The 20104-nt window shown below is 63.3% G+C and carries 12 protein-coding genes; 2 read left to right on the forward strand and 10 right to left on the reverse strand.

Annotated elements, in window-relative coordinates:
• Positions 1-197 precede the first annotated feature (197 nt).
• The 7 genes from LC039_RS25300 to LC039_RS25330 form a co-directional block, all read right to left on the reverse strand.
• Positions 198-2315, reverse strand: coding sequence for a GumC family protein (locus LC039_RS25300; RefSeq protein WP_226629401.1), 2118 nt, complete (start codon positions 2313-2315; stop codon positions 198-200).
• Positions 2316-2589: 274 nt separating this feature from the next.
• On the reverse strand, positions 2590-3957 hold the full coding sequence (locus tag LC039_RS25305) for a polysaccharide biosynthesis/export family protein (RefSeq protein ID WP_226629403.1): 1368 nt from the start codon (positions 3955-3957) through the stop codon (positions 2590-2592).
• A gap of 173 nt (positions 3958-4130) precedes the next feature.
• Positions 4131-4541 (reverse strand): hypothetical protein, encoded by a 411-nt coding sequence (locus LC039_RS25310; protein ID WP_226629404.1) that lies wholly within the window; start codon positions 4539-4541, stop codon positions 4131-4133.
• 116 nt (positions 4542-4657) lie between these two features.
• Positions 4658-5314, reverse strand: coding sequence for a YjbF family lipoprotein (locus tag LC039_RS25315; RefSeq protein WP_226629406.1), 657 nt, complete (start codon positions 5312-5314; stop codon positions 4658-4660).
• A gap of 2 nt (positions 5315-5316) precedes the next feature.
• Positions 5317-7479, reverse strand: coding sequence for a YjbH domain-containing protein (locus LC039_RS25320; protein WP_319003747.1), 2163 nt, complete (start codon positions 7477-7479; stop codon positions 5317-5319).
• A gap of 620 nt (positions 7480-8099) precedes the next feature.
• On the reverse strand, positions 8100-9473 hold the full coding sequence (locus LC039_RS25325) for a phosphomannomutase (RefSeq protein WP_226629409.1): 1374 nt from the start codon (positions 9471-9473) through the stop codon (positions 8100-8102).
• Positions 9474-9604: 131 nt separating this feature from the next.
• Positions 9605-11044, reverse strand: coding sequence for a mannose-1-phosphate guanylyltransferase/mannose-6-phosphate isomerase (locus LC039_RS25330; RefSeq protein ID WP_226629411.1), 1440 nt, complete (start codon positions 11042-11044; stop codon positions 9605-9607).
• 890 nt (positions 11045-11934) lie between these two features.
• On the opposite strand from LC039_RS25330, the gene LC039_RS25335 reads away from it, so the two are divergent.
• Complete coding sequence (locus tag LC039_RS25335; RefSeq protein WP_226629412.1) at positions 11935-13818, forward strand: hypothetical protein; 1884 nt, start codon at positions 11935-11937, stop codon at positions 13816-13818.
• Positions 13819-13944: 126 nt separating this feature from the next.
• Here the strand turns inward: LC039_RS25335 and LC039_RS25340 are convergent, their stop codons facing one another.
• Entirely contained in the window at positions 13945-15840 is a 1896-nt protein-coding gene (locus LC039_RS25340) for a relaxase/mobilization nuclease domain-containing protein (protein WP_226629414.1), read from the reverse strand.
• Complete coding sequence (locus tag LC039_RS25345; RefSeq protein ID WP_226629416.1) at positions 15837-16373, reverse strand: hypothetical protein; 537 nt, start codon at positions 16371-16373, stop codon at positions 15837-15839. Before LC039_RS25345 ends, LC039_RS25340 begins: the two co-directional genes overlap by 4 nt.
• 1622 nt (positions 16374-17995) lie before the next feature.
• Between LC039_RS25345 and LC039_RS25350 the strand changes: the two genes are divergently transcribed.
• Positions 17996-19558 carry a DUF4214 domain-containing protein gene (locus LC039_RS25350; RefSeq protein WP_226629417.1) on the forward strand — a complete coding sequence of 521 codons (1563 nt, stop codon included), beginning with the start codon at positions 17996-17998 and terminating at the stop codon, positions 19556-19558.
• Between the two features lie 117 nt (positions 19559-19675).
• On the opposite strand, the gene LC039_RS25355 is transcribed toward LC039_RS25350, so the two are convergent.
• Positions 19676-20104: UDP binding domain-containing protein (locus LC039_RS25355; protein ID WP_319003748.1), on the reverse strand; the 429-nt coding region annotated here is incomplete at its 5' end.

Consider the following 20104-nt stretch of genomic DNA (forward strand, 5'->3'; position numbering starts at 1 on the left):
CTGGCCTGGCTTTGACGTCTTTCTTAGATCAGCCTGAAGGGGTCGTGAGAGGTTGCGATTTTGGGGAGCGGTGCGTTTACTTTCGATTTTCTTTAGGAAGTATTAACATCCTTGAAGGCGATAGGCCCGGTAGAATCCGGGCTTCAGAAGTAGGATATTGGGTGATCTCGACATCTATTCGGATCATTATTGAAGTATCAGTTGAGATAGTATTTCGCGCCATAGGCCGAGTAGGGTCCGTAGTTATTTCCATAGCCGTAGCGCTTCATCCCGCGCGGGCTGATTTGGTTCAGCACAAGGCCACTCACCGGCTTCCCGACACTTTCGAACTCGCGCAGCGCCCCGATCACTTGGTCTTTCTGAGTCTGGTCCCATTTCACCACGAAGACCGTGGCATCGACGTGCTGCGCGATCACTCGGGCATCCGGCACCACCAGCACCGGCGGTGTATCGACGATGATGATGTCGTAGCGGCTTCGCAGATCCTTCAACAGCTCTGCGAAGCGCAGTGAGGAGAAGATGTCGGCGGCGTTGGACTGCCCCTTGTCGCCGAGTAGTACGTCGGCTCCAACGAGTTCGTCATGGGTAACCACTTCATCGAAATGCTTGACGCCGGTCAGTACTGAGACGACGCCGTCGGTTTGCTCGGTTGTCAGGTACTGGCCGAAAACCCTACGGCGGATGTCACCCTCGATAAGCAGAACCTTCTTGCCCATGGAGGCAAAGTTCAGCGTCAGCGACATGGCGACTGTGGTCTTGCCTTCGCCAGGCAGGGCCGAGCAGGTCATGATGACCTTGGGCGGTGTGTCCACATTGGAGAGCATGACCGAAGTTCTCAGATTGCGGACCGCCTCGGCGGCCGCTGAGGACGGACGTTCTTTGAGATAGGCGATGGCATCCTTACGCCGGCTCGCCTTGATCATGGGAAGTTGCCCGATTGTGGCATAGCCGGTTACCGCTTCCAGTTGCTCGGCGGTCCGGAATGCACGGTTTCGAGCTTCGCGGACAAGCACGAAGGCGGCGCCAAGCATCAGGCCAAGAAGCCCAGTCATTGCGAGAATGAGCGACTTGCGTGGCGCAGATGCCCGAACAGGGACTACCGCTGGCGAAATGATCCGGCTGTCAGCCTGTTGCACGCCCTGCTGCGCAGAGGTTTCCTTCAGACGCGACAGGAAATACTCGTAGAGCAGGCGGCTGGCTTCTGCTTCTCGCGTCAGCTGCTGCAGGGTGATCAGGTCTTGGCTTTGCTGATCGGTCTGGCTCTCGAGTTCCGACAGGGAGTTGCGAAGCGCCGCAAGTTGACTGGTGTTCCTCGAAAGATCGGTTTCTGCGCGGGTGAGGAGTTGACCAAAGCGTGCCTCGAAGCTCTGCGCGATCGCGGGTTCGTCGATCCGAGGTAGCATACGCTGCAGTTGCAGATCATTGGTGGCCTTGGCCTGTTCCTGCGGCGTGGTTGCCTGCTCGAGTGCGGTTATCCGCACTTGCGCGGCTTCCTGCGCAGCTTCCATGTTGGCGATCCGATCGCGCGTGTCCTTGACCTGAACCTCAAGCCCTTCCAGCGCTTCGGGGCTGACCAGCGGCGTGCTGGCGCGGAAGTCCTTGACCTTGCCTTCCGCCTCTTCGAGCGAGACCTGCAGATCGGTGACACGCTCGGTCAGCCATGTCGTAGCCTGCTCGGTCGCTTCGAATTTCACCTCGAGCTGATTGAGGATGTAAAGATCGACCAGCGCGTCGGCTATGCTAGCCGACTTTTCGCGGCTGGTTGTCTCTACAGTGACCTGGAAAACCAGACTCTGCGGAACATTGGAAATAGTGAGACTGTCTAGCAGAGCGTCGATTGTAGCGGCACGCCGACGAGCCTCATTTTCACCAGTGTCGTCAGGAGCGGAGGTGAACAGCCCTTTGATAAAGGTCTTCAGCTTGTCGATGCTACTGGCTGGGCGCAGTGCGGAATTGAATTCCGGGTCATTGATCAAAGCGAGCTTGTCGACCACCTTACCAAGCAGGACCCGGCTCTTGAGGACTTCGACCTCGGTGTTGACGACGGTACTGTCTGAGCCAAGGCCACCCATTACGCTTCCCAAGTCTACCACTTGCTCTTCGCGGTTGTTCAGCATGACGACAGCGGTCGACCGGTACATAGGTGTGGCAAGGACATATGCGTAAAAGCTACCAACGATAATGGCGAGCAAGACAGCAAATGTGATGATGAGCTTGCCTCTCCATAGAGCTGAGAGCAGAGCACCCAAATCTACAACGTCGTCCTCTTGGGCAGCGGAAGTTGCAGCGCTTGAGCCCAATTCGATACGTCTCATGTCGGTCAAAGTGTAACTCCAAGTTTGGCCGCAACGAAGCAGCCGCAGCTTTGCTACCGTTTAGCACGATTCAAAAAGACGTCTAACCGGTTATTAGAGAGAGCCCAGTTCGCCTGCAGCCTCAAGTTTCGGCGGGCTCGCCCGCAGGGGATAATCCCAAAATAGAAGCGTCTGATGAAAAATCAGATCACTTCATCTCGTTGGTTTCTCCGCGGAGCGAGAAGGACCCGCCTGACAGCCTTAGGTTGTATAGCCAGCTATGTGATCGTTCAGCTCAGTTCAGCTGCGCCGCGGTCGAGGTGATCAGCGACGGGGTAATCTGCGTGATCACGTTGCTCCAGCGCGTCACCGGCTGCTCAGCCACAAAAACCACGTCGTTGGGTCGCAACTCAAAGCGCGTTGCCAGCAGGAAGTTTGCGGCGTTGCGGCCATCCAACTGCCAGGCGGTCAACGCGCCGAACTCGCGCGGATCGGGCGAGCCCCGCAGCACGTAGATCTCGGCCACGTTGCCGGTGCGGGTCGGTACTCCGCCATTGGAATAGAGCGCATCGGCCAAGGTCGCGGTGCGGCCAAAGGGCAGCGCGAAACGCGTCTGGCTCTCCACTTCACCGGTCAGATAGACGTAGTCGCGATCCACGGAATCGAGTTCGAGCCGGGTCATGTAGTTCTCGCGCTCTTCGGCCAGCGCGCCGCGGCGGATGCTCACCTCGGCGTTGAGCTCATTTAGTGCAGCGATGCGCGCATCCTGGCGGAACTCGGCGAGGCGGATGCGTTCCTCGAAATAGGCCTGAGCCCGATCGAGCGTGTATTCCGTGTCGACGAAGACCGCGTCGCCGTCGGTGAGCTGAACGCGCGACAGGCGGCTGCTCGAGTAGAGCTCGCGCAGCGGGATCTGGTAAATGGTGCCGTCGCGGTAGATGCGCACCGAGGCATAGTCGAGATCCTCGGCGGTGATCCCGCCCGCCGCCGCCAGCGCCTCGTCGAGGTAGAGCGGGGTGAGGGTGATCGGTGCCACGGCGGGCTGCGCCACCGCGCCGCCGATCGAGACCTTCTTCGAGTTGAACTCGGCGACCTCGAGGCTGAAGGTCGGGTCGATCTGGTTTTCCACCAGGCGCTGGAACAGGCGGTTTTCGGCTTCCTCGAGCGTGGTCCCCGCGACCTGCACGCGGCCGACGTTGGGGATGGCGATCGCCCCGTCGTCCTGCACCGTGTAGCCCTGCCGCGAGTTCGAGGCGGCCAGCAGCCCGGTCAGTTGTTCGACTGTCGAGCCGGTCTGCGGCGTGGCCAGCAGCAGCACGTCGCCGATGCCGATCGTATAGGGCGCGTCGGGCACCGCCGGCGGCACACGCGTCTCGAGCATGTCGGGGCGCGGCTGGTAGTCCACCACCGGGTCGGGCACGGCGCCGGCGCCGCGCTGGGTGCTGCCGCCACCGGCATTGGCGAAGAAGACCGCCGGCAACTGCTTGGGGCTGTACCCCGAGCGGTTGGCCGCCAGCACGGTTTCCGGGGTGATTTCCAGCACCCGCACCTTCGAGGCGCTGGCGCTCATCGGGTTCACCGACGGCGATTGGTAGGCGACGCCGCAGCCGCCCAGCATCAGAAGGCCTGTCACGGCCAGGCTGCTCAAGGCCTTTTTGCCCATGTTCTTCCTCGTGAAGATTGTGTTCTGGCGGGGACGGACCCCTTGCGCGCAGAGTAGATGGATTTGCCGCCGCAGGCCATGCGGGAGCCCATGAAAAAGGCGGACCCTGCAAAGGTCCGCCTGATTTCTTCTCAACCTGTGGCGGAATTGACGACCCGCCGCTCAGGCGAGCCTCAGTTCGAGGTCGAGCTGGTGCTGCCCGTGGAGGTCGAGGTGCTGGGCGTGCCCTTGCCCTTGTCGCCGCCGGAGGCCACCGCCGCGATGCCGCCCACGGCCAGCGTACCGAGGCCAGCCGCAAGCAGGGTGCCCGAAATGCCGGCCAGGCCTGCGCCCGCCGCGCCTGCGATCCCGACGCCACCGCCGATGCCCGCGCCGATGCCACCACCGACACCTGCGCCGGCCCCCACGCCGCCACCGACACCGGCGCCCGCGCCGCCGCCGGCACCACCGCCGCCGAGGCCCGCGCTCTGAGTGCCGCCGGGGTTGGCAACACCCGCGCCGCCGCCGACGCCCTGAGCACTGGCAAGGGAGGTAAACGCGAGAACGCAGGCCGCTGAAAGCCCCATCATGGTCTTCATGGTCATAGCACTTCTCCTAAACAAACTTACTCGAAGCCCTAGCAAATCCATTTCGCCTAGGCAATTTCAATGAGATGACAGGGGGATAAATGTCATCTTCGCGCCACCTTCTGCGCCGCGGCTCAGTAATCTGCCCAATTGCTCAGCCGCTCGTAGATCAAACTGCCAACTGCCGTGCCGATCCATTGTTCCGAACGCACCACGTCGCCCGAGCCGGCGATCCAGTAGTGATTCTCGAAACTCTCCTGCGGGCCGGTGCAACGCTCGTCCACCCGGGTGACCTCGAGTTGGCGGAAATAGGCTTCGGCGACATCCGGCGCGCGGCTGTAGTCGCAGATATAGGCATGCACGGTGATATGGTTCTCGCCGTCGAGATAGCGGTGGATGCGCTCGGCCGGGCCCGGCGCCCCGGCCAGCGCCGCGCGCACGTCGCGCACGTCGGCCGAGATCAGGTCGCCCCCCGCCGCGCGCGTGGCGATGAGCACGCCACCCTGCAGCACAATCGCCTCGTTCGACGGCGAGAGCCAGGACACGCTGTCGCCATTGCGCGTGTCCTCGACGAAGAGCACCTGGGTGCCGCGCTGCGGCAGCGTCGCCAGCAGCACCGGGCGTCCGGTGGCGGCCAGCATCTGCGGAGTGATCACCTCGCGGATGTCCTGCTGCGGCTTGCCGAGGTCCGCGACCGCAGTGCCGAGATCGGCAAAATAGCGGAACATGTTCAGATCGCTGCCGCAGCCGGCGAGCAGCGAGAGCGCGAGGCCCGTGAAAAGCGCACGCATCTTCATCGCCAGAACCGCCCCCATTGTCCCTGCAGCTCCGGCTGCTGGTACTGCCGCACCTGCTGGTAGAGCCGGGTGCCGACCTCGAGCCGCGCGCCGCCGTCGCGCAGCACCGGGCGCAGCGCGCGGGAGACCGCGACGTCCGAGCGCTCGCCGGTAAGCGCCGAGAGCGGCACGTAGAAGCGGATGCCCTTGTCGAAGGAGCCCTCGCCGAAATCGTCGAAGGAGACATCAGTGAAGGTGGCGAAGGCGCCGATGCGGATGCCGTTGTCGAACTCGCGGTCGACGCCGAAGGTGGCGCCCCAGTCCTTGGCGAGGTAGCGCCCGGCATCGACCTGGTAGTGGAAGTTGTTGGGCGCCTTGTAATAGGCTGAGGCGTGGCCGGTCACCACGCCGTAATCCATGAATCCGAAGCCCTGCTCGTACTCGCGCTGCTGCGCGTAGTTCACCTCGAGCCCGAGGCCGAGGCGGCTGTCGACCGGCTTCCAGAGGATTTCTCCCGAGATGCCGCCGTACATGGGCTCGAAATAGCCGGCGGTAACGCGCGCGAAGACATCCTGCCCCGGGCGAAAATACTGCGTCGCCGTCAGGTAGTTGAGCGTCGGGTCGTCGGTCTCCTGGTAGAGCGTATTGTCGGTCCGCACGTGTGGCAGCACCGAATTGGACGGGCGGATACCCGCGCTGTTGCTGGTCAGCTTCTGGCGCACGGCGCCTTCCAGCACCAGGCCCGGCACCGGCTCGATGCTGCCGCGCAGCTGCGCGCCGAGAGTCAGGGTGATCGGCTGGCGCGGATCGAAATAGGAGGAGCTCAGGTAAGGCGCCAGCGACCACTCGTATTTCGGGAAGGCCCCCTGCGGCACGATCTGCCCGGCGCGTTCGGGCAGGGCATCCTCGACCTTGGCCCGCGCATAGCTCTGCCAGGCACCATCGGGGGCGTATTCGAGCTCCTCGAGATCGCTGCGGTTCAGCACGACCCGGCTGACCGGCAGGCCGGTGCCGGTGACGAGGGTGATCTCGAAACGCTCCACCGAGGCCGGCATGAGCTGGCTCATGACCCGCGCGACCCGGCCCACCGCCTGCGCCGTCGAAGGCTGTGCGCCAGTGCGCACCTCCGCCCGCGCCACATGCGCCTCGACCCCGAAGCGCTCGAGTTCCATGTCGTCCGCCTCGAGCAAGCCTTTCAGGGTGCTGCGCAGGATCTCCGCGGCATCCGGCTGCTGCGTCCAGCCGAGGTCCGACAGACTCTGCGCCGGGCGCAGGAACACCGGCTTGGGCGCCGGGCCTGTGCCGCCGGGATAAGCGCTGGGGGTCTTGGGGTTGAACGTGTAGCTGAGCTGGGCAGCGAGCGTGGAGCCATAGAGGTAGGCGGCGCTCAGGTCGAGGCCATCAGTGAGGCGGTAGCTAAAGCCGAGGTTGAAGGGTGAGTTGTGCTCGAAATTCATGCTGCTACTGGATTCTCGTTCATAAGAATCAGATGAGTATTCGGCGGAAAAAATAAGCCGATCATTGACCGCGTATTGCAGCCCCCCGAAGAAAGCTGCATCCCCACGAAACCATTGGTCTGTATCGACCCGACCAGTCTGACTGATTTCAGCCTTGTCGCGCGGCCGTGTCTCAAAGCTTTCACGGAAAACCCCGAGAGGGTTTGTAAATCCGTTGTAACTCCCAAAGCGGCCCCATCCGATGCCACCTGTCGCTCTCAAGCGGCCAAAGGTCTTAGTCGCGACGAGATATTCCCCACCGTAGATACCTGTCCCACCGAAGTCCTGCAGACCTACGCTCACAGCCGGCGTGTAGCGTCCTTCGTTCGCAATGAGATACCGAAGGTCAAAACTGCGGTCGTAGTAGTCCCGGTCTGCGAACCCATTGAGGTTCACATATCGAAACACGCCTGACAGCCGCGGCGTGATCTGGAAATGCAGTGTGCTCCGGAGGGTGTCTTCGAATCCCCCCAGCGACATGCTCAGATCTGCATCGCGCATCGGATGCGCCGTCGGCATATCGATGATCCCTGGCACGCCCATGAAGTTCAGCGTCGGGCGCGACCAAGGGGCCTCCTGCGGGATCGCCGGACCAGCGGACAGGCTGAGGCAAAGCGCCGTGGTCAGCGGCACCGCACCCTTCATTCTCCGGTTGCGTCGCAACCCGCTTTTCGGACCTGGCATTCCGGAACTCCGCCTCGTTCAGAACGTCCCCGGCCCTATGCCCTAAAAGCACTCGACACCTGCCCGAAGATCCGAGGCGCTCCATTCTCTTGTTGGCGGCACCTTCGCGGTGTTGGCCGGAAAGTTCAAACACTCAAGGCCGGGGGAAGACGTTTCTCGCCGAAGGACCGTGTCCGGAATCCCACATTACGTAGGGGCAGCGGATAGAAATGCATGCATTTTTTGCAAAGATGGGGGCGTGGCCTGCGGTTCGCAGCTTAGCTGCACGCGTACAACAACAGCCTCGTGCTCCATGAGTTTGGCGACAGCCAAAAACATCAGGAAAAATCGCAGTGTGTCTTCATCGGCTGGGAGGCGACGACAACTGGTACGGTATCTTGTACCGGCGAGAGGTTGAGATCGACAGGCGACTACAGAGAAGCGAACCTTATCTCAGGATAGCTATATTTATCATAAATCTCATTACGCGATCCTTGAGCTCACACGGGGTGGACTCACAAGCGAAGTGCAAATTCTGTATCAAAACAGAAGTTTGCATGGATGATGCCGAACACAGATCTGGCGCTGCGTGAGTGACGCTCTCCCGGCCCGATCCGGGAACCGGGCCAAAGAGCATCTCCTCAGACAAGCACGGCGCTGCGCAGCTGCGCGAGGCCTTTTTCCATGAGCGCCTCGGCACCGGGGCGGTCCTGCGCCTCGACGTAGAGTCGCAGTTCTGGGGCGTTGCCGGAGGGGCGAATGTGGACGATGCGGCCGTCGGTTAGGGTCATGCGCACGCCGTCGGTGAGGTCGCAACCGACTTCCTGTGCGCTGAGCGGGGCAAGAAAATCGGCGCGGGCCGAGCTGTCGTCGCGTAGCGCGGCGACGAAGGGTTGCGAAGCCTCCTGCGGCACCTCCTGCAGGCGGTCGGCCATGGTGACAACGGGTGGCTCCTGGGCAACGCGCGCCGAGACCGGGCCGTCGCCGGCGGCGATCAGCGTCAGGATCAGCGGCAACATGCAGTCGCGGGTGGGCAGGGCAGCCAGCGTGCCGGTGGGCCCTTCGGCGGCGAAGCCGAGCAGGAAGCCGCCGTTGGCCTCGTAACCGACAACCTTGCCGCCGAGCTCCTCCATGCCGGCGATCACGAAGGGCGAGCCGATGCGGGTGGTCAGCACCCTGGCAAAGCCCTTGCGGGTGACGCCGGAGTTCGAGGAGATCGGGGTCACCACCGCCTCAGCACCGAGTGCCTCCGCTGTGATCTGGCCCATGATGTCGCCGGGCACGATGGTGCCGGTCTCATCGGCCAGCAGCGGTCGGTCGCTGTCACCATCGGTGGAGACCAGCGCGTCGAGCTCGTGCTCGGCCACCCAGGCGGCGATCTGCGCGCGGGTGTCCAGGTCCACCGCCTCGGTGTCGACGGGAATGAAGATCTCCGACCGGCCCAGTTCGCGCACCTCGGCGCCGAGGCCTTCGAGCATGGCCCGCAGGTCGTCGCGGCCCACGGCGGAATGGGCATAGAGGCCAATGCGCTTGCTCGAGAGGGCTTTGCGGCCGAGCGTGTCCACGTAGCGCGCGACGAAGCGGGCGGCAGCCTCGGGGTCGGTGTCGAGCGGGCCTTCGGCGCTGCCCGGGGCGCGGCCGAGGGCGGCGGTGATCGCCGCCTCGTCGGACTTGGTGATCTCGCCGGCGCGGGTGTAGAACTTCAGCCCGTTACGGTCGGCGGGGATATGGCTGCCAGTGACCATGATGCCCCCCGCGTCGGCCTCCTGCGCGGCGAGCGCGAGCGCCGGGGTCGGCAGCGCGCCGCAGTCGATCACCCGCAGCCCCTCGGCGCGGGCGGCGGCTATGATGTCGCCGGCGATGCGCGGGCTCGAGGGCCGCAGATCCTGGCCGACGCAGAGCAGCCCGCCGTGATCGCAGGCCGCCGCGAAGGCCCGCACGTGGTCGGCGACCAGCTCGGGGGTCAGCTCCACCACAAGGCCGCGCAGGCCGCTCGTTCCGAATTTTGGAGCCATCGGGGCGCCTTTCTTCTTTGTCAGGCTTGTTTGCCTGGTCGAGGGGCTCCGGCCGGTCAGCCGCGCCGCTCGTCATGCCTGCGCCGACCCGGGGAAGGGTCGGCGCGCTGTTCTTGTGGCCGCACGGAGGCTCAGCCCTTGGCGCCCTGGCCACGGGCGTAGACGTCCTCGTAGCGCACGATGTCATCCTCGCCGACGTAGGAGCCGGTCTGCACCTCGATCAGCACCATCGGCATCTTTCCCGGGTTCTCCATGCGGTGCACGGCGCCGAGCGGGATGTAGACGCTCTCGTTCTCGGTCACCAGCTTGACCTCGTCGTCGACGGTGACCCGCGCCGTGCCCTCGACCACGATCCAGTGCTCGGAGCGGTGGAAGTGGCTCTGCAGCGACAGCGAGGCGCCGGGGTGCACGTGGATGCGCTTCACCTGGAAGCGGCTGCCGACCACGAGGCTCTCGAACCAGCCCCAGGGCCGGTGGTCCATGGGAAACTCGACCGCCTGCTTGGCGCCCTTCTTCTTCAGCGCGTCCACCGCCAGCTTCACGTCCTGCGCGCGGTCCTTGCTGGCCACCAGCACGGCGTCGTTCATCGCCACGGCGATGACGTCCTTGAGGCCGATGCCGACGATCTCGATCGCGTCGGAGCCGGTGCGCAGCATCGAACCCTCGCAGTCGATCGCCGTGGCGCCGTCGCTGCAGACCACGCCGTTCTCGTCCTGCTCGAGCTCACGCCAGATCGCGTCCCAGCCGCCGAGATCGGACCAACCGCTGTCGAAGGGCACCACTTCCAGCGCGTCGGATTTCTCCATCACCGCGTAGTCGATCGAGATGTCCTCGGCCTCGGACCAGGGGCCGGGCGCGAGGCGCAGGAAGCCGAGGTCGACCTCCGCCTCGTCCACCGCCGCGGTCACCGGCGGGATCAGGCTCGGGGCGTACTGCCCGAAGGCGGCGAGGATGTCCTTGACCCGGAACAGGAAGATCCCGGCGTTCCAGAGGAAGCCGCCCTGCGCTAGCATCTTCGCCGCGGTTTCGGCATCGGGCTTCTCGACGAAACGCTTCAGCGGGGTTGTGGCGGGGCCGGCGTTGGCAAGGTCGAGCTCGAGATAACCATAGCCGGTCTCGGGGCGGTCGGGATGGATTCCGAAGAGCACCAGCTTGCCCTGCTCGAGGGCGGCCCGGCCGTTCTCGACCGCGGCGCGGAAGGACTCGCGGTCGGGGATACGGTGATCCGAGGGCGCGACGAGCATCGCCGCCTCGGGGTCCGTGCGCGACAGGTGCAGCGCCGCGGCGAGCACCGCGGGGGCGGTGTTGCGCCCCTCGGGCTCGATGAGGATTGCGCCCGGATCGATGCCGATGTCGGACAGCTGCTCGGTCACCACGAAGCGGAAGTCGGAATTGGTCACCACCACCGGCCTGTCGAAACAGCTGCTGCCCGAGAGCCGCTCGGCGGTGGCCTGAAACAGGCTGGTGTCATCCACGAGCCGGGCGAACTGCTTGGGGTAGCTCTTGCGCGACACCGGCCAGAGCCGCGTGCCCGAACCGCCACAGAGAATGACCGGGGTAATTGCCTGCATGAATGTCTTTCCTTCCAACTGCCGAGCAATGCGACTGGGGATGCTTTTAGGAACACCGCCTCACAGCCATATGAAACCACTGCAAAGGAAAAGAGCAGTTGCCAAAAGGAACGGCAAGCGGAACGCAACCTGAACTGGTGCATCGCGCTCAATAAGATCCTCTGAAAGGTCGCCCGATTGGCATCGGCCCGTTTTCCCGTCACCGGGACTGAAACCTTGGGCAGCGCGGATTTGCAAGACATGGCAACGCTTTGTCAGCCAGACGGCGAGAAATTGTCGCCGGGCTGCAAACCGCCAACTACGGCGTGCGGGGTAGCGCCAGACCGTGTCGAGATTCTGGATTATCGGAGGGACCCTCTCTCAACGGGGCACAGTCGAAACTGGGTTGCGACACCCCCCCTACCTTACTGGAAAGCAAGGAGAACGGCTGCACTTCACGAACAGCTTGATGAACGTGATGACGCCACTACCCCAGGCGGCGGGCAAGTCGATCACCTTCGACCGCGAGTTCGAGTTCCGCGACTGGAGAAAGCTCGAGGCCGGCATCGGGACAACCGCTTGGTTCTGCGACCCCTCCTCGTCTTGGCACAAAGGCACTGTCGCGAACACCAACTGTCGGACCCGCCGCTGGCTTCCAAGGCAGCGTGACCTCGCTGCCATGACAGAGCTCGAGTTGAAGCAGCTCTGCGACCAGTATCAACGACACGCCTCGCAAGTGCCTCGGCTGGAAGACCCCGGACGAGGTCCTCCGCGAAAAGATGATGGAGGAAGTCGGCCGACGCCCCTACCCTTGCAGATAATGGGAGGCGCGCTCCACATGGCGCGCACACCAAGTGCCAGAATTCGACCGGTCAGAGCCTTACCCCCAGAACTTCAGAGAGAGCATTCTTATGAGCAACTTCACCCGACGCAATTTCCTGCGCGCATCCGCAGGCGTTAGTGCGGCATCTGCGGCGCCTGTAGGCAGCGTGCAGGCGGCTTTGCAGACACCAACGATCTATTCTGACGGAGAGAACAACGACGCAGATGGGCTCGCAGCTTTAATGCGTGGAGAGGCTGTTCGATATGCGCGTCCGGAGCTTGCTCGTGACATCGGTTGGCAGGGTGATGTCTTGCGGCTCGCAGGGGATTTCGTCGTCAACGCCAAGAAGCCCTCCAATGTCGTAGGGCGCAACGGCCTAGTGGACGCCGTCGCCAAGGGTGCCTCTTGGCCAGACGGGACCTTGGTTTTCGATGGAACTGTACTGTACCTCGCCAGCGCCAAGGCGGCTCTCATACCCGACTTGCCCGGCTTTCTACCCTTTTCCGACAGTGGCGCTTGGATGCCGGAACATTTTGGCACGATCAATGGAAAATCAGACAGTGCCATTATTCAGGCAATGTTCGACGCGTCCACGCAAGGTCAGACGTTCATTTTTCGATCGGATACGACATACGGGATCGACACGCCGATCAGCCTGAGCCTTACCTTTCGGACGGTCTTCGCATACGGAGCACGGCTTGTCGCCTTTGGTGACGGTACCTCTGCCCGCGCAGACGATGTGTTTGTAATGTTCGACTTAAATGGACAAGCCGATCCAGCGAACCCATCAGAAACTGAAACGCAAATTCCGCGTTGGTTCGGAGGTTACTTCTACCATATGGCATCCGATCCGGTCGGTGTATGTGCCCTAAAGATTTTCAACTGCAGACAGGCATCTGTAAAAGATTGCATTTTCGGACGTGCCGCCGAACATCGCCTGACATATGGTTTGATGATCGGTGGCCTTGGCGGGCATTCCTTCGAAAATAATAGGTTTTTCAAAAATCTCTGCGGTATATATGGGCCTGACTGGTCCAAGGGAAACGATGGGCCAAGTATTCCGACGACAACGTCAGAAGTGGTCAGGTGCCAGTTTCTGCTAGACAGCGCGTCCGAGCAAGCAGCGGTAAAAATGGAAGGGGGTTGGTCACACTTCAAGATTCGAGGTGGTTATTTGAATGGAACCACTGCAAGCACTCTGCACTTTACGAATGCAATATCTTCCCAGAATCTTCAAGTTACCGACTTCAGATGTGAGCAAGCCGTTGCAGGGGGAACGTTTCTTCACCTCGAAGACATCCACTCAAGAAGCTTTTCGGGAGTGAAGATAGATGGCGTGATCTTCACGGGCAACCCTAGCGGTGGAGGCCACACGCATATGGTATTTGAGAGGGTGCAACGGATCTCGATGACCAATGTTCAAACCGAAGCGCAGCAAGACAATAAAAATACCGCGATATACCTCGACGAAAATTGCGGGCGCATAGAGACTGATGCCTCCTGTAGATTTAATGTCCCCCCGCTGACAACAGCGAAGTGCATCTCATCCAGTGCTTCGCGTATCGAAATGAACTTTCCTGATATCGAGCTCATATCTGCCGAAGCGTTGCATGGATATAATGGAGACAGGTTTTCTTCTGGAGCTATAACAATAGACCTTGGCTCCAACGACTCCCTGCTAGGACTGTACCCCACCCACGGCGTCCAACCGAAAGGTTATACACTGCTCGTTCAAGCACGCGACAGCAATAGCTACGAAGCACAAGGCGCTATGGTTGAAATTTCCAGTTCACATGATATCCTCCCAGAATACAGGCAAAGGGTCGATTTAGATCAGGTGAGGAGTGGCCGTCTACGACAGGAAACGCTGTACGTGCCAGCGAATACTGATGGCGGCATAGCGATGAACATCGTTGCTTCGGGACGAGAAACACTAGAATTATGGGTTTCGGTCCAGAAAATCCACATGTGAGGAAATTTTGATTTACCTAGCCATGAATCCATAGCGCTCAGGAACTCTCTGGCACGGTTTAATGGCTCAAAAATTCGCCTGCAGGCGTGTCGAGATTCTGTATCATCGGAAGGACCCTCCCTCAGCTTAGAGCTCGTGCCCGTCCTCGATGCCCAATCCCTGCTTGGCCGCGAGCTCGGCCTGCCGGACCTGCGCCATGGCCTGGTAGGCCTCCACGGTCTCGCGCTCGCGGGCCCCCTGCCCCACCACGAGATCGGCTTCGTTCTTCAGCTCGGCCGCGACCGCCGCCCGAACGGCGGGATCGCGGATCTCATCCTGCAACCGGGTGCTGTCGCCCTCGAGGACCTTCGCCAAGTCTTCGTCGAAGAGCGCATCCGCCATCCGGTCGACAAGGCTTTCGATGGCGGGGACATCGGCAAGCTTGTGGTGCTTGTCCACGGTCAGCAGTTGGTCGAGCGCCAGCTGCTCGACCAGGTCTCTCGGCACCGCCACGCCGTCGATGATCCGATGCCCCTCTTCCAGCACCCTGGTCAGGCGCGCGGAGGCCTCCGCGTCCAGGCTTTCCGCCCGGCTGCGCCACAGCGCTGCCTGCGCCAGGGAGTGGTCCCCCTGCGCCGCGTATTCCGTCAACTCCTCCGGCGTCGTGCCAAGCTGCGCCATAAGCTCCGCATCCCGCGCAAACGCGGCGGCCAGCGCCTCGCGCATGTCGTCCAGCGTGCTGTCGATCTGCCGAACGCGTGGATCCTCCGCCTCGAGCCCGTCCCGTACGTGCTGCAGCGAGGCGGGGGTGAGATGCGCGAAGACATCGTCGCGTGTCTCAGCCACCATCGCATGGTCCTTGAAGAAGGGATCGGCCTGGGTGGCGGACAAGAGCTCGGTGCTGGTGCGCGAGAACTCCGCCTCCATCCGCACCCGCTCGGGGCCGGCCTCCATGGCCTGAATGCTCTCCCAGGTCTCCCGCGCCTCGGCCAGCAACTGCTCGCGCGCCTGCGTCATGGCGGCGACGGGATCAAAGCTCTGGTCCTGCGTGGCAGCTTGGGTTTTCGGTGGCATCAGGGTGTCTGCCTCGGGCATGAGAGAGCCTCCTTCTTCTAGCGTTTGCGCCGACGCGAAGAACGCCTGCGACAGCTTTTCCATGAACGCGTTTCCGGGACCGGACAGCGAGGCGAGCAGACCAAGACTGGAATATTGCCGCGCAAAGTCCTGCACCACCGCGCGGCGGTGCGCCCTCTCCGCATCCGACATCGGCGGCGGCGGAACCAGGTCCCCCCGGCCGGTCTTGTCATGCGCCGCCCGGTACTCGGTCTCGCGCGGCGGGTTCTCGATGATCCCGCGCGACAGCCGGTTGGAGGCCACCATGTCGATGCCATGCGCCCGCGAGAGCTCGGCATGGCACTCGCGCATCACGTCGTAGTTCAGTTCCGACTTCATGCTGATCGACAGGAAGTTGCCCCAGTCGCAGCCGACCTTGTCGACGACAAAATGCGCGTGGATGTGATCCGGGTCGCGGTGCACCGCGGCGACGTAACGCCACTGATCGCCATAGTCGCCGCTGGCAAAGATCGCCTGACCCCACTCCCGCGCCACGGCCTCGGCCGCCTCAATGCCGGTGCCCTTGGGGAAGCTCAGGATGATATGATCGGTGTGCCCGCGCCGGGGCGCGCCGCGCCAGGCCGCGGACCAATCCTCGACCGCCCGAGACAACGTGTTGGGGCGCAGATCGCGATCCACCCCGGCGAAGTTCGTCCAGGTGCCATGCGCCGCGTCTTCGCGGGTGATGTAATTGAGCTGACGGGTCAACTCTTCCTTCGAGTGACACCCCCCGGCCCTGATCCGCTTCACCACAGACTGCGGGGAGCGCTGCGCATTGCCGGCAAAGGCCCGGAACGATCGGGCCTGCACGCTGCCCTGCCCCGCGCCCGGAACGCGCGTGCCACTCCCGCCGCTCCGGCTCCGGCGCGCGAGGTCCTCGAGCGGATAGCCGAGAACCGCCTCCTCGATCGACAGCGACCCCGCCCTCATTTATCCGCCTCCGGGAAGGCCACATCCGCCAGCGTCCGGCGGCGCGCAACGTTGATGAAATTGGTCAACGCCTCGGTGAGTTCCCCCACCCGCGCATCGAGCTGCGCCACGGTCTTGCCGTCGCGGGCGTTCCACTTGAGCCGCCCGGAGTTTGCAAGCTGGGTCATCTGGTTGAAATTTCGCCCCACCGCGACGAGCTCACGCCGGCTCTGCGCCAGTGCCTCGATCTCCTCGTCCCGCAGATCGAGCGCCCCGACGGCCAGCCGCATGAGGCGGCGAATGCCGTCTGACGGCGTCAGCCCTTCCGCTTCCATCAGCGCCTTGAACGCCGCGTATTCCTCGACACTGACCCGGGCGCCGATAACCGCGCCGTCTGTCGTGGTGTGCGAGGAGGCCGCCTGGTTTCGCACCCGCGCCACCGTCTGACGCGACCGTCCGCTACGCCGGGCGATCTCGGCATCGGGAAATCCCTCGCCCAGGAGGCGATTGATCTGGGCAATATCCTTGTGGGTGAGACGGGGCCCGCGGGGCAAATCGCAACCTCAAGCAGCAACAAAAAATCAAACACGCTCTATAGGTGTACAACACAATACCGTTCCAGCCAACCGACCATGCCAACCGACCATGAAGGCCGGTTTTCGCCCCTTCGGGGGATTTCCGCTTGCGGAAACCGGACAGCCTTCATGGTCTCCGTCTCGCGCCCGGTGACCCTTCGGGGTCACTTAGGCAGGGCGCGGTGATCCGCAGGCCAGAAGGGGCAATCTCGCCCCTGCGAAAGCTGCCGCCGGGGCCGTCCGCGGGTCACACCCGTCCCGATGTGCCTGGCGTGGGGCGGCACGCCCCACGCCAGGCGGAGAGGGCCAATGTGCGATTTTTTGCCCCCAGCCCCATGTGCGCTCCGCGCGCAATCCCTGGGCCAAAAAATCGCGGCAGGTGCAGGGTCGCAGGAGAGCAGGAATGAATGAGTGCAATATTGCTGGTATGCTGGATTGGCGGAATGCTGCAAATATTGAGTTTTTAACTCATTGAGAAGATGAGAGCTTGAACGCTGGAGCCGTGGCGATGTTGATCGCTGGAGGTTTGGGGCGCCGGAGTTCAGGTGTGCTGGATGTCTGGGCTGCAGGACGATGGAGGACCGGGCTTGCGAACCAGCCAAATGCGTGCAGGCCTCTGCTCGACCCCGGCTTTCCATCTGTCCGGAAGCCACCACACGGATCAGCCCTGCAGAAACCTCAGGGCCGACTCGGCCATGCTCCCAAGATGTAGTCGGGAAGACGGCGGCAGCGGCTCCGCGTAGCCGTTGTCGACCGCGATCACCTCGTAGTCCTCCTCCGAGACGCAGTGCTGATAGGCCACTCTCAGGGAGTGGAGCGGGCGCGCCACCTCCGGCTGGATAGCCCGCGGACGAGGCAAGACACCTGCAGCCGTGTCGGGCGGTCCCGGAGCTGGGCCTAGTTTCGGTCATGGGCCGGCACTTCCCCCCATCCTGCCCGCGCCTCCCTGAAGACTAAATGTCGCCCAGGCAACAGTCGCGTCGGCAGGGCCGCCTCCCGAGAAAGCGCCATTTTGTGTTACAATGCCAGCGCCTTGGCTATCCTGCATTAGCTCCTACGCCGCCCCAGAATGTGGCCACTGGCCACATTCCTCGTACCTCTGTTCCGGGCGAGGCTGCCCCTGTCGATCCCCTCAAGCATCGCCAAAATATCTCCCCGCGCGGCAAGAGCTGTGCTATGTTTGCAGGCAATTTCATGCAGCGCGCTGTTTTGCGCGGCCCGTTTTGACAAGTCGTTTCGTTGGTGAAGGAATTTGTTCGGTGGTTTCCACGTATCTCGGCCCGTTCCCGGAAGTCCCGGAACAGGCGCCCATGACACCCCCCGAAGATATCCCCCGACAGACGCGCCGGGCACCGATCCCTGCCAAGGGCTCGCGCGGCAATGCGCGGCCAAACCTCCCCACGGTTTCACATGCACCGCCGGCCAATCTTCGGAGCGGACGGACCCCCCGCAGCGCAGAAGGGAGGACATCTGAGCTGACAGCCTGACGGCGCCCCCAGACGACCCTGCCCGGCATTTCCCGGGCCGCCGCACCCCATCCCCGGGGCCAAAGGCCCCAGATTTCAAAAGTGATTTCATAATTTTACTGAAGGTACAGACGAATGCTTCTGACTTATTTTGGTAATGATCGCGATATCTTCGACGATGCATTCTACAACAGCGCCGAGGGCGGCTTCGATGTCGAGCTGCTGAGCGCCAGCAGCACGGAGGTCAGGGTCCGCAATACCGCGACCGGCTACACCACCACGATCACCGGCATCGGGCTGGCGGCCAGCGACAATCCCGCCGACTTCGCCGGCACGCTGACCGGGATCGAGATCAGCAGCCCGACCGGCGTGATCGCCAGCCTCACCGAGCTGAACTGGGATCTGCCCACGCTCTATGACGCGCTCGAGCAACTCTACGAAAGCGACGACGACGGCCCGCTGATGGCCCTGCTGAGCACCGCGCCGCTCACCGTGGACGCCTCGCAATCGGACAGCGACAGCACCTTCCTGCTCGATCAGGTCACCGCCCCGGTCACCTATCTCGGCGGCAAGCTGGTCGACGAGATCACTACCGGCAACGGCAATGACCGGCTCTTCGGCGACGGCTTTGCGGGCGGCTATGCCGAGGAGGCCTCGGGGCAGGTCTACCGGCTCTACCAGGCGACGCTCGACCGCGCGCCGGACATCACCGGGCACCACAACTGGACCGAGCGGCTGCTCACCGGCACCATGTCCCTGCAGGAGGTGATCAACGGCTTCACCGGCAGCCCCGAGTTCAAGGCCACCTACGGCGACCTGGACAACCATAGCTTCGTCACCCTGCTTTACAACAACGTGCTCGACCGCGACCCCGACGCCACGGGGCTGACCAACTGGACCGCGCGGCTCGACGGTGGCATGTCCCGCGCCGAGGTGGTCCGCGGCTTCTCGGAGAGCCCCGAGTTCCGGGCCGGCACCGCCGAGGCCGCCTTCGCCTATACTTACGCCTTCGCCGAGGACAGCACCTCCGCCGCCTGGAGCGACGATGTCTACCGGCTCTACCAGGCGACGCTCGACCGCGCGCCGGACATCACCGGCTTCCTGAACTGGTCCGGGCGGCTCGCGGACGGCATGGAACTTAGCAAGGTGATCGACGGCTTCGTGCAGAGCCCCGAGTTCAAGGCCACCTACGGCGCGCTCGGCAACGAAGCCTTCGTCACCCTGCTCTACAACAACGTGCTGGACCGCGACCCCGACGCCACCGGGCTGACCAACTGGACCGCACGTCTCGACAGCGGCATGACCCGCGCCAAGGTGGTCGAGGGCTTCTCGCAGAGCGCCGAGTTCCAGGCGGCCACGGCGGCCGATCTCAAGGAGTGGCTGCGCGACGTCGACTACGGCAGCGGCTCGATCTACCACGACCTGCTGCACCCGGGCTCGGGCAGCAACCTGCTGGCGGGCGGCATCGGCGCCGATGTCTTCGAGTTCGCGCAGAGCGATGGCGGCAGCAACCGGGTGCTCGATCTCGAGCCCTGGGACTACGTGGCGCTCGAGGGCTTCGGCTACGCCGATGCCGCCGCGGCGCTGGCGCAGATGAGCCAGGACGGCAGTGACGTGAGCTTCGACGACCAGGGAGTGAGCATCCTCTTCAGCCAGACCCTGCTGGCCGAGATCACCGACGACATGATCCTGGTCTGAGGCCCGGAGGCAGACCCAGCCCGCTGAAACGAAAGAAGGCCCCGGGTCCTCCCGGGGCCTTCCTGTCTCGCCTCTCGCCTCTCGCCTAGAGCGCTATGTCGCCCGGAGGGCGGCCCCTCAGCCCTGGAAGCCGGCCCGGCCGATGCTCTCGTAAGCGGCAAAGCCCGCCGCCTTGGCATCCTCGACCGCGTAGATGTTGCGCAGGTCGGCGAGGCGCGCGGTGCGCATGCCGGCCGCGAGACGCTTCAGATCCAGCGCGCGGAACTCGTTCCACTCGGTGAGGATGACCAGCAGGTCGGCATCCTTGGCGGCGACATAGGGATCTTCCTCCCAGGCCACGCCCGGCAGCAGCGCCTCGCCCTCGCGCTTGCCCTGCGGATCGACCACCGAGACCGAAGCCCCGCCGCCCACCAGCGCCGGCACGATAGTCAGCGCCGGGGCGTCGCGCATGTCATCGGTGTTGGGCTTGAAGGTGACGCCGAGCACGGCGACCTTCTTGCCGTTGAACGAGCCCTCGCAGAGATCGAGCAGCTTGTCGGTCATCCG

Source organism: Alloyangia pacifica (genome assembly GCF_020524285.1).
Classification (GTDB): Bacteria; Pseudomonadota; Alphaproteobacteria; order Rhodobacterales; family Rhodobacteraceae; genus Salipiger; species Salipiger pacificus_B.

Coding starts and splice junctions, on each gene's coding strand:
- LC039_RS25300 (WP_226629401.1), bottom strand. CDS start 2,315: ATGAGACGTATCGAATTGGGCTCAAGCGCTGCAACTTCCGCTGCCCAA.
- LC039_RS25305 (WP_226629403.1), bottom strand. CDS start 3,957: ATGGGCAAAAAGGCCTTGAGCAGCCTGGCCGTGACAGGCCTTCTGATG.
- LC039_RS25310 (WP_226629404.1), bottom strand. CDS start 4,541: ATGACCATGAAGACCATGATGGGGCTTTCAGCGGCCTGCGTTCTCGCG.
- LC039_RS25315 (WP_226629406.1), bottom strand. CDS start 5,314: ATGCGTGCGCTTTTCACGGGCCTCGCGCTCTCGCTGCTCGCCGGCTGC.
- LC039_RS25320 (WP_319003747.1), bottom strand. CDS start 7,479: ATGCCAGGTCCGAAAAGCGGGTTGCGACGCAACCGGAGAATGAAGGGT.
- LC039_RS25325 (WP_226629409.1), bottom strand. CDS start 9,473: ATGGCTCCAAAATTCGGAACGAGCGGCCTGCGCGGCCTTGTGGTGGAG.
- LC039_RS25330 (WP_226629411.1), bottom strand. CDS start 11,044: ATGCAGGCAATTACCCCGGTCATTCTCTGTGGCGGTTCGGGCACGCGG.
- LC039_RS25335 (WP_226629412.1), top strand. CDS start 11,935: ATGAGCAACTTCACCCGACGCAATTTCCTGCGCGCATCCGCAGGCGTT.
- LC039_RS25340 (WP_226629414.1), bottom strand. CDS start 15,840: ATGAGGGCGGGGTCGCTGTCGATCGAGGAGGCGGTTCTCGGCTATCCG.
- LC039_RS25350 (WP_226629417.1), top strand. CDS start 17,996: ATGCTTCTGACTTATTTTGGTAATGATCGCGATATCTTCGACGATGCA.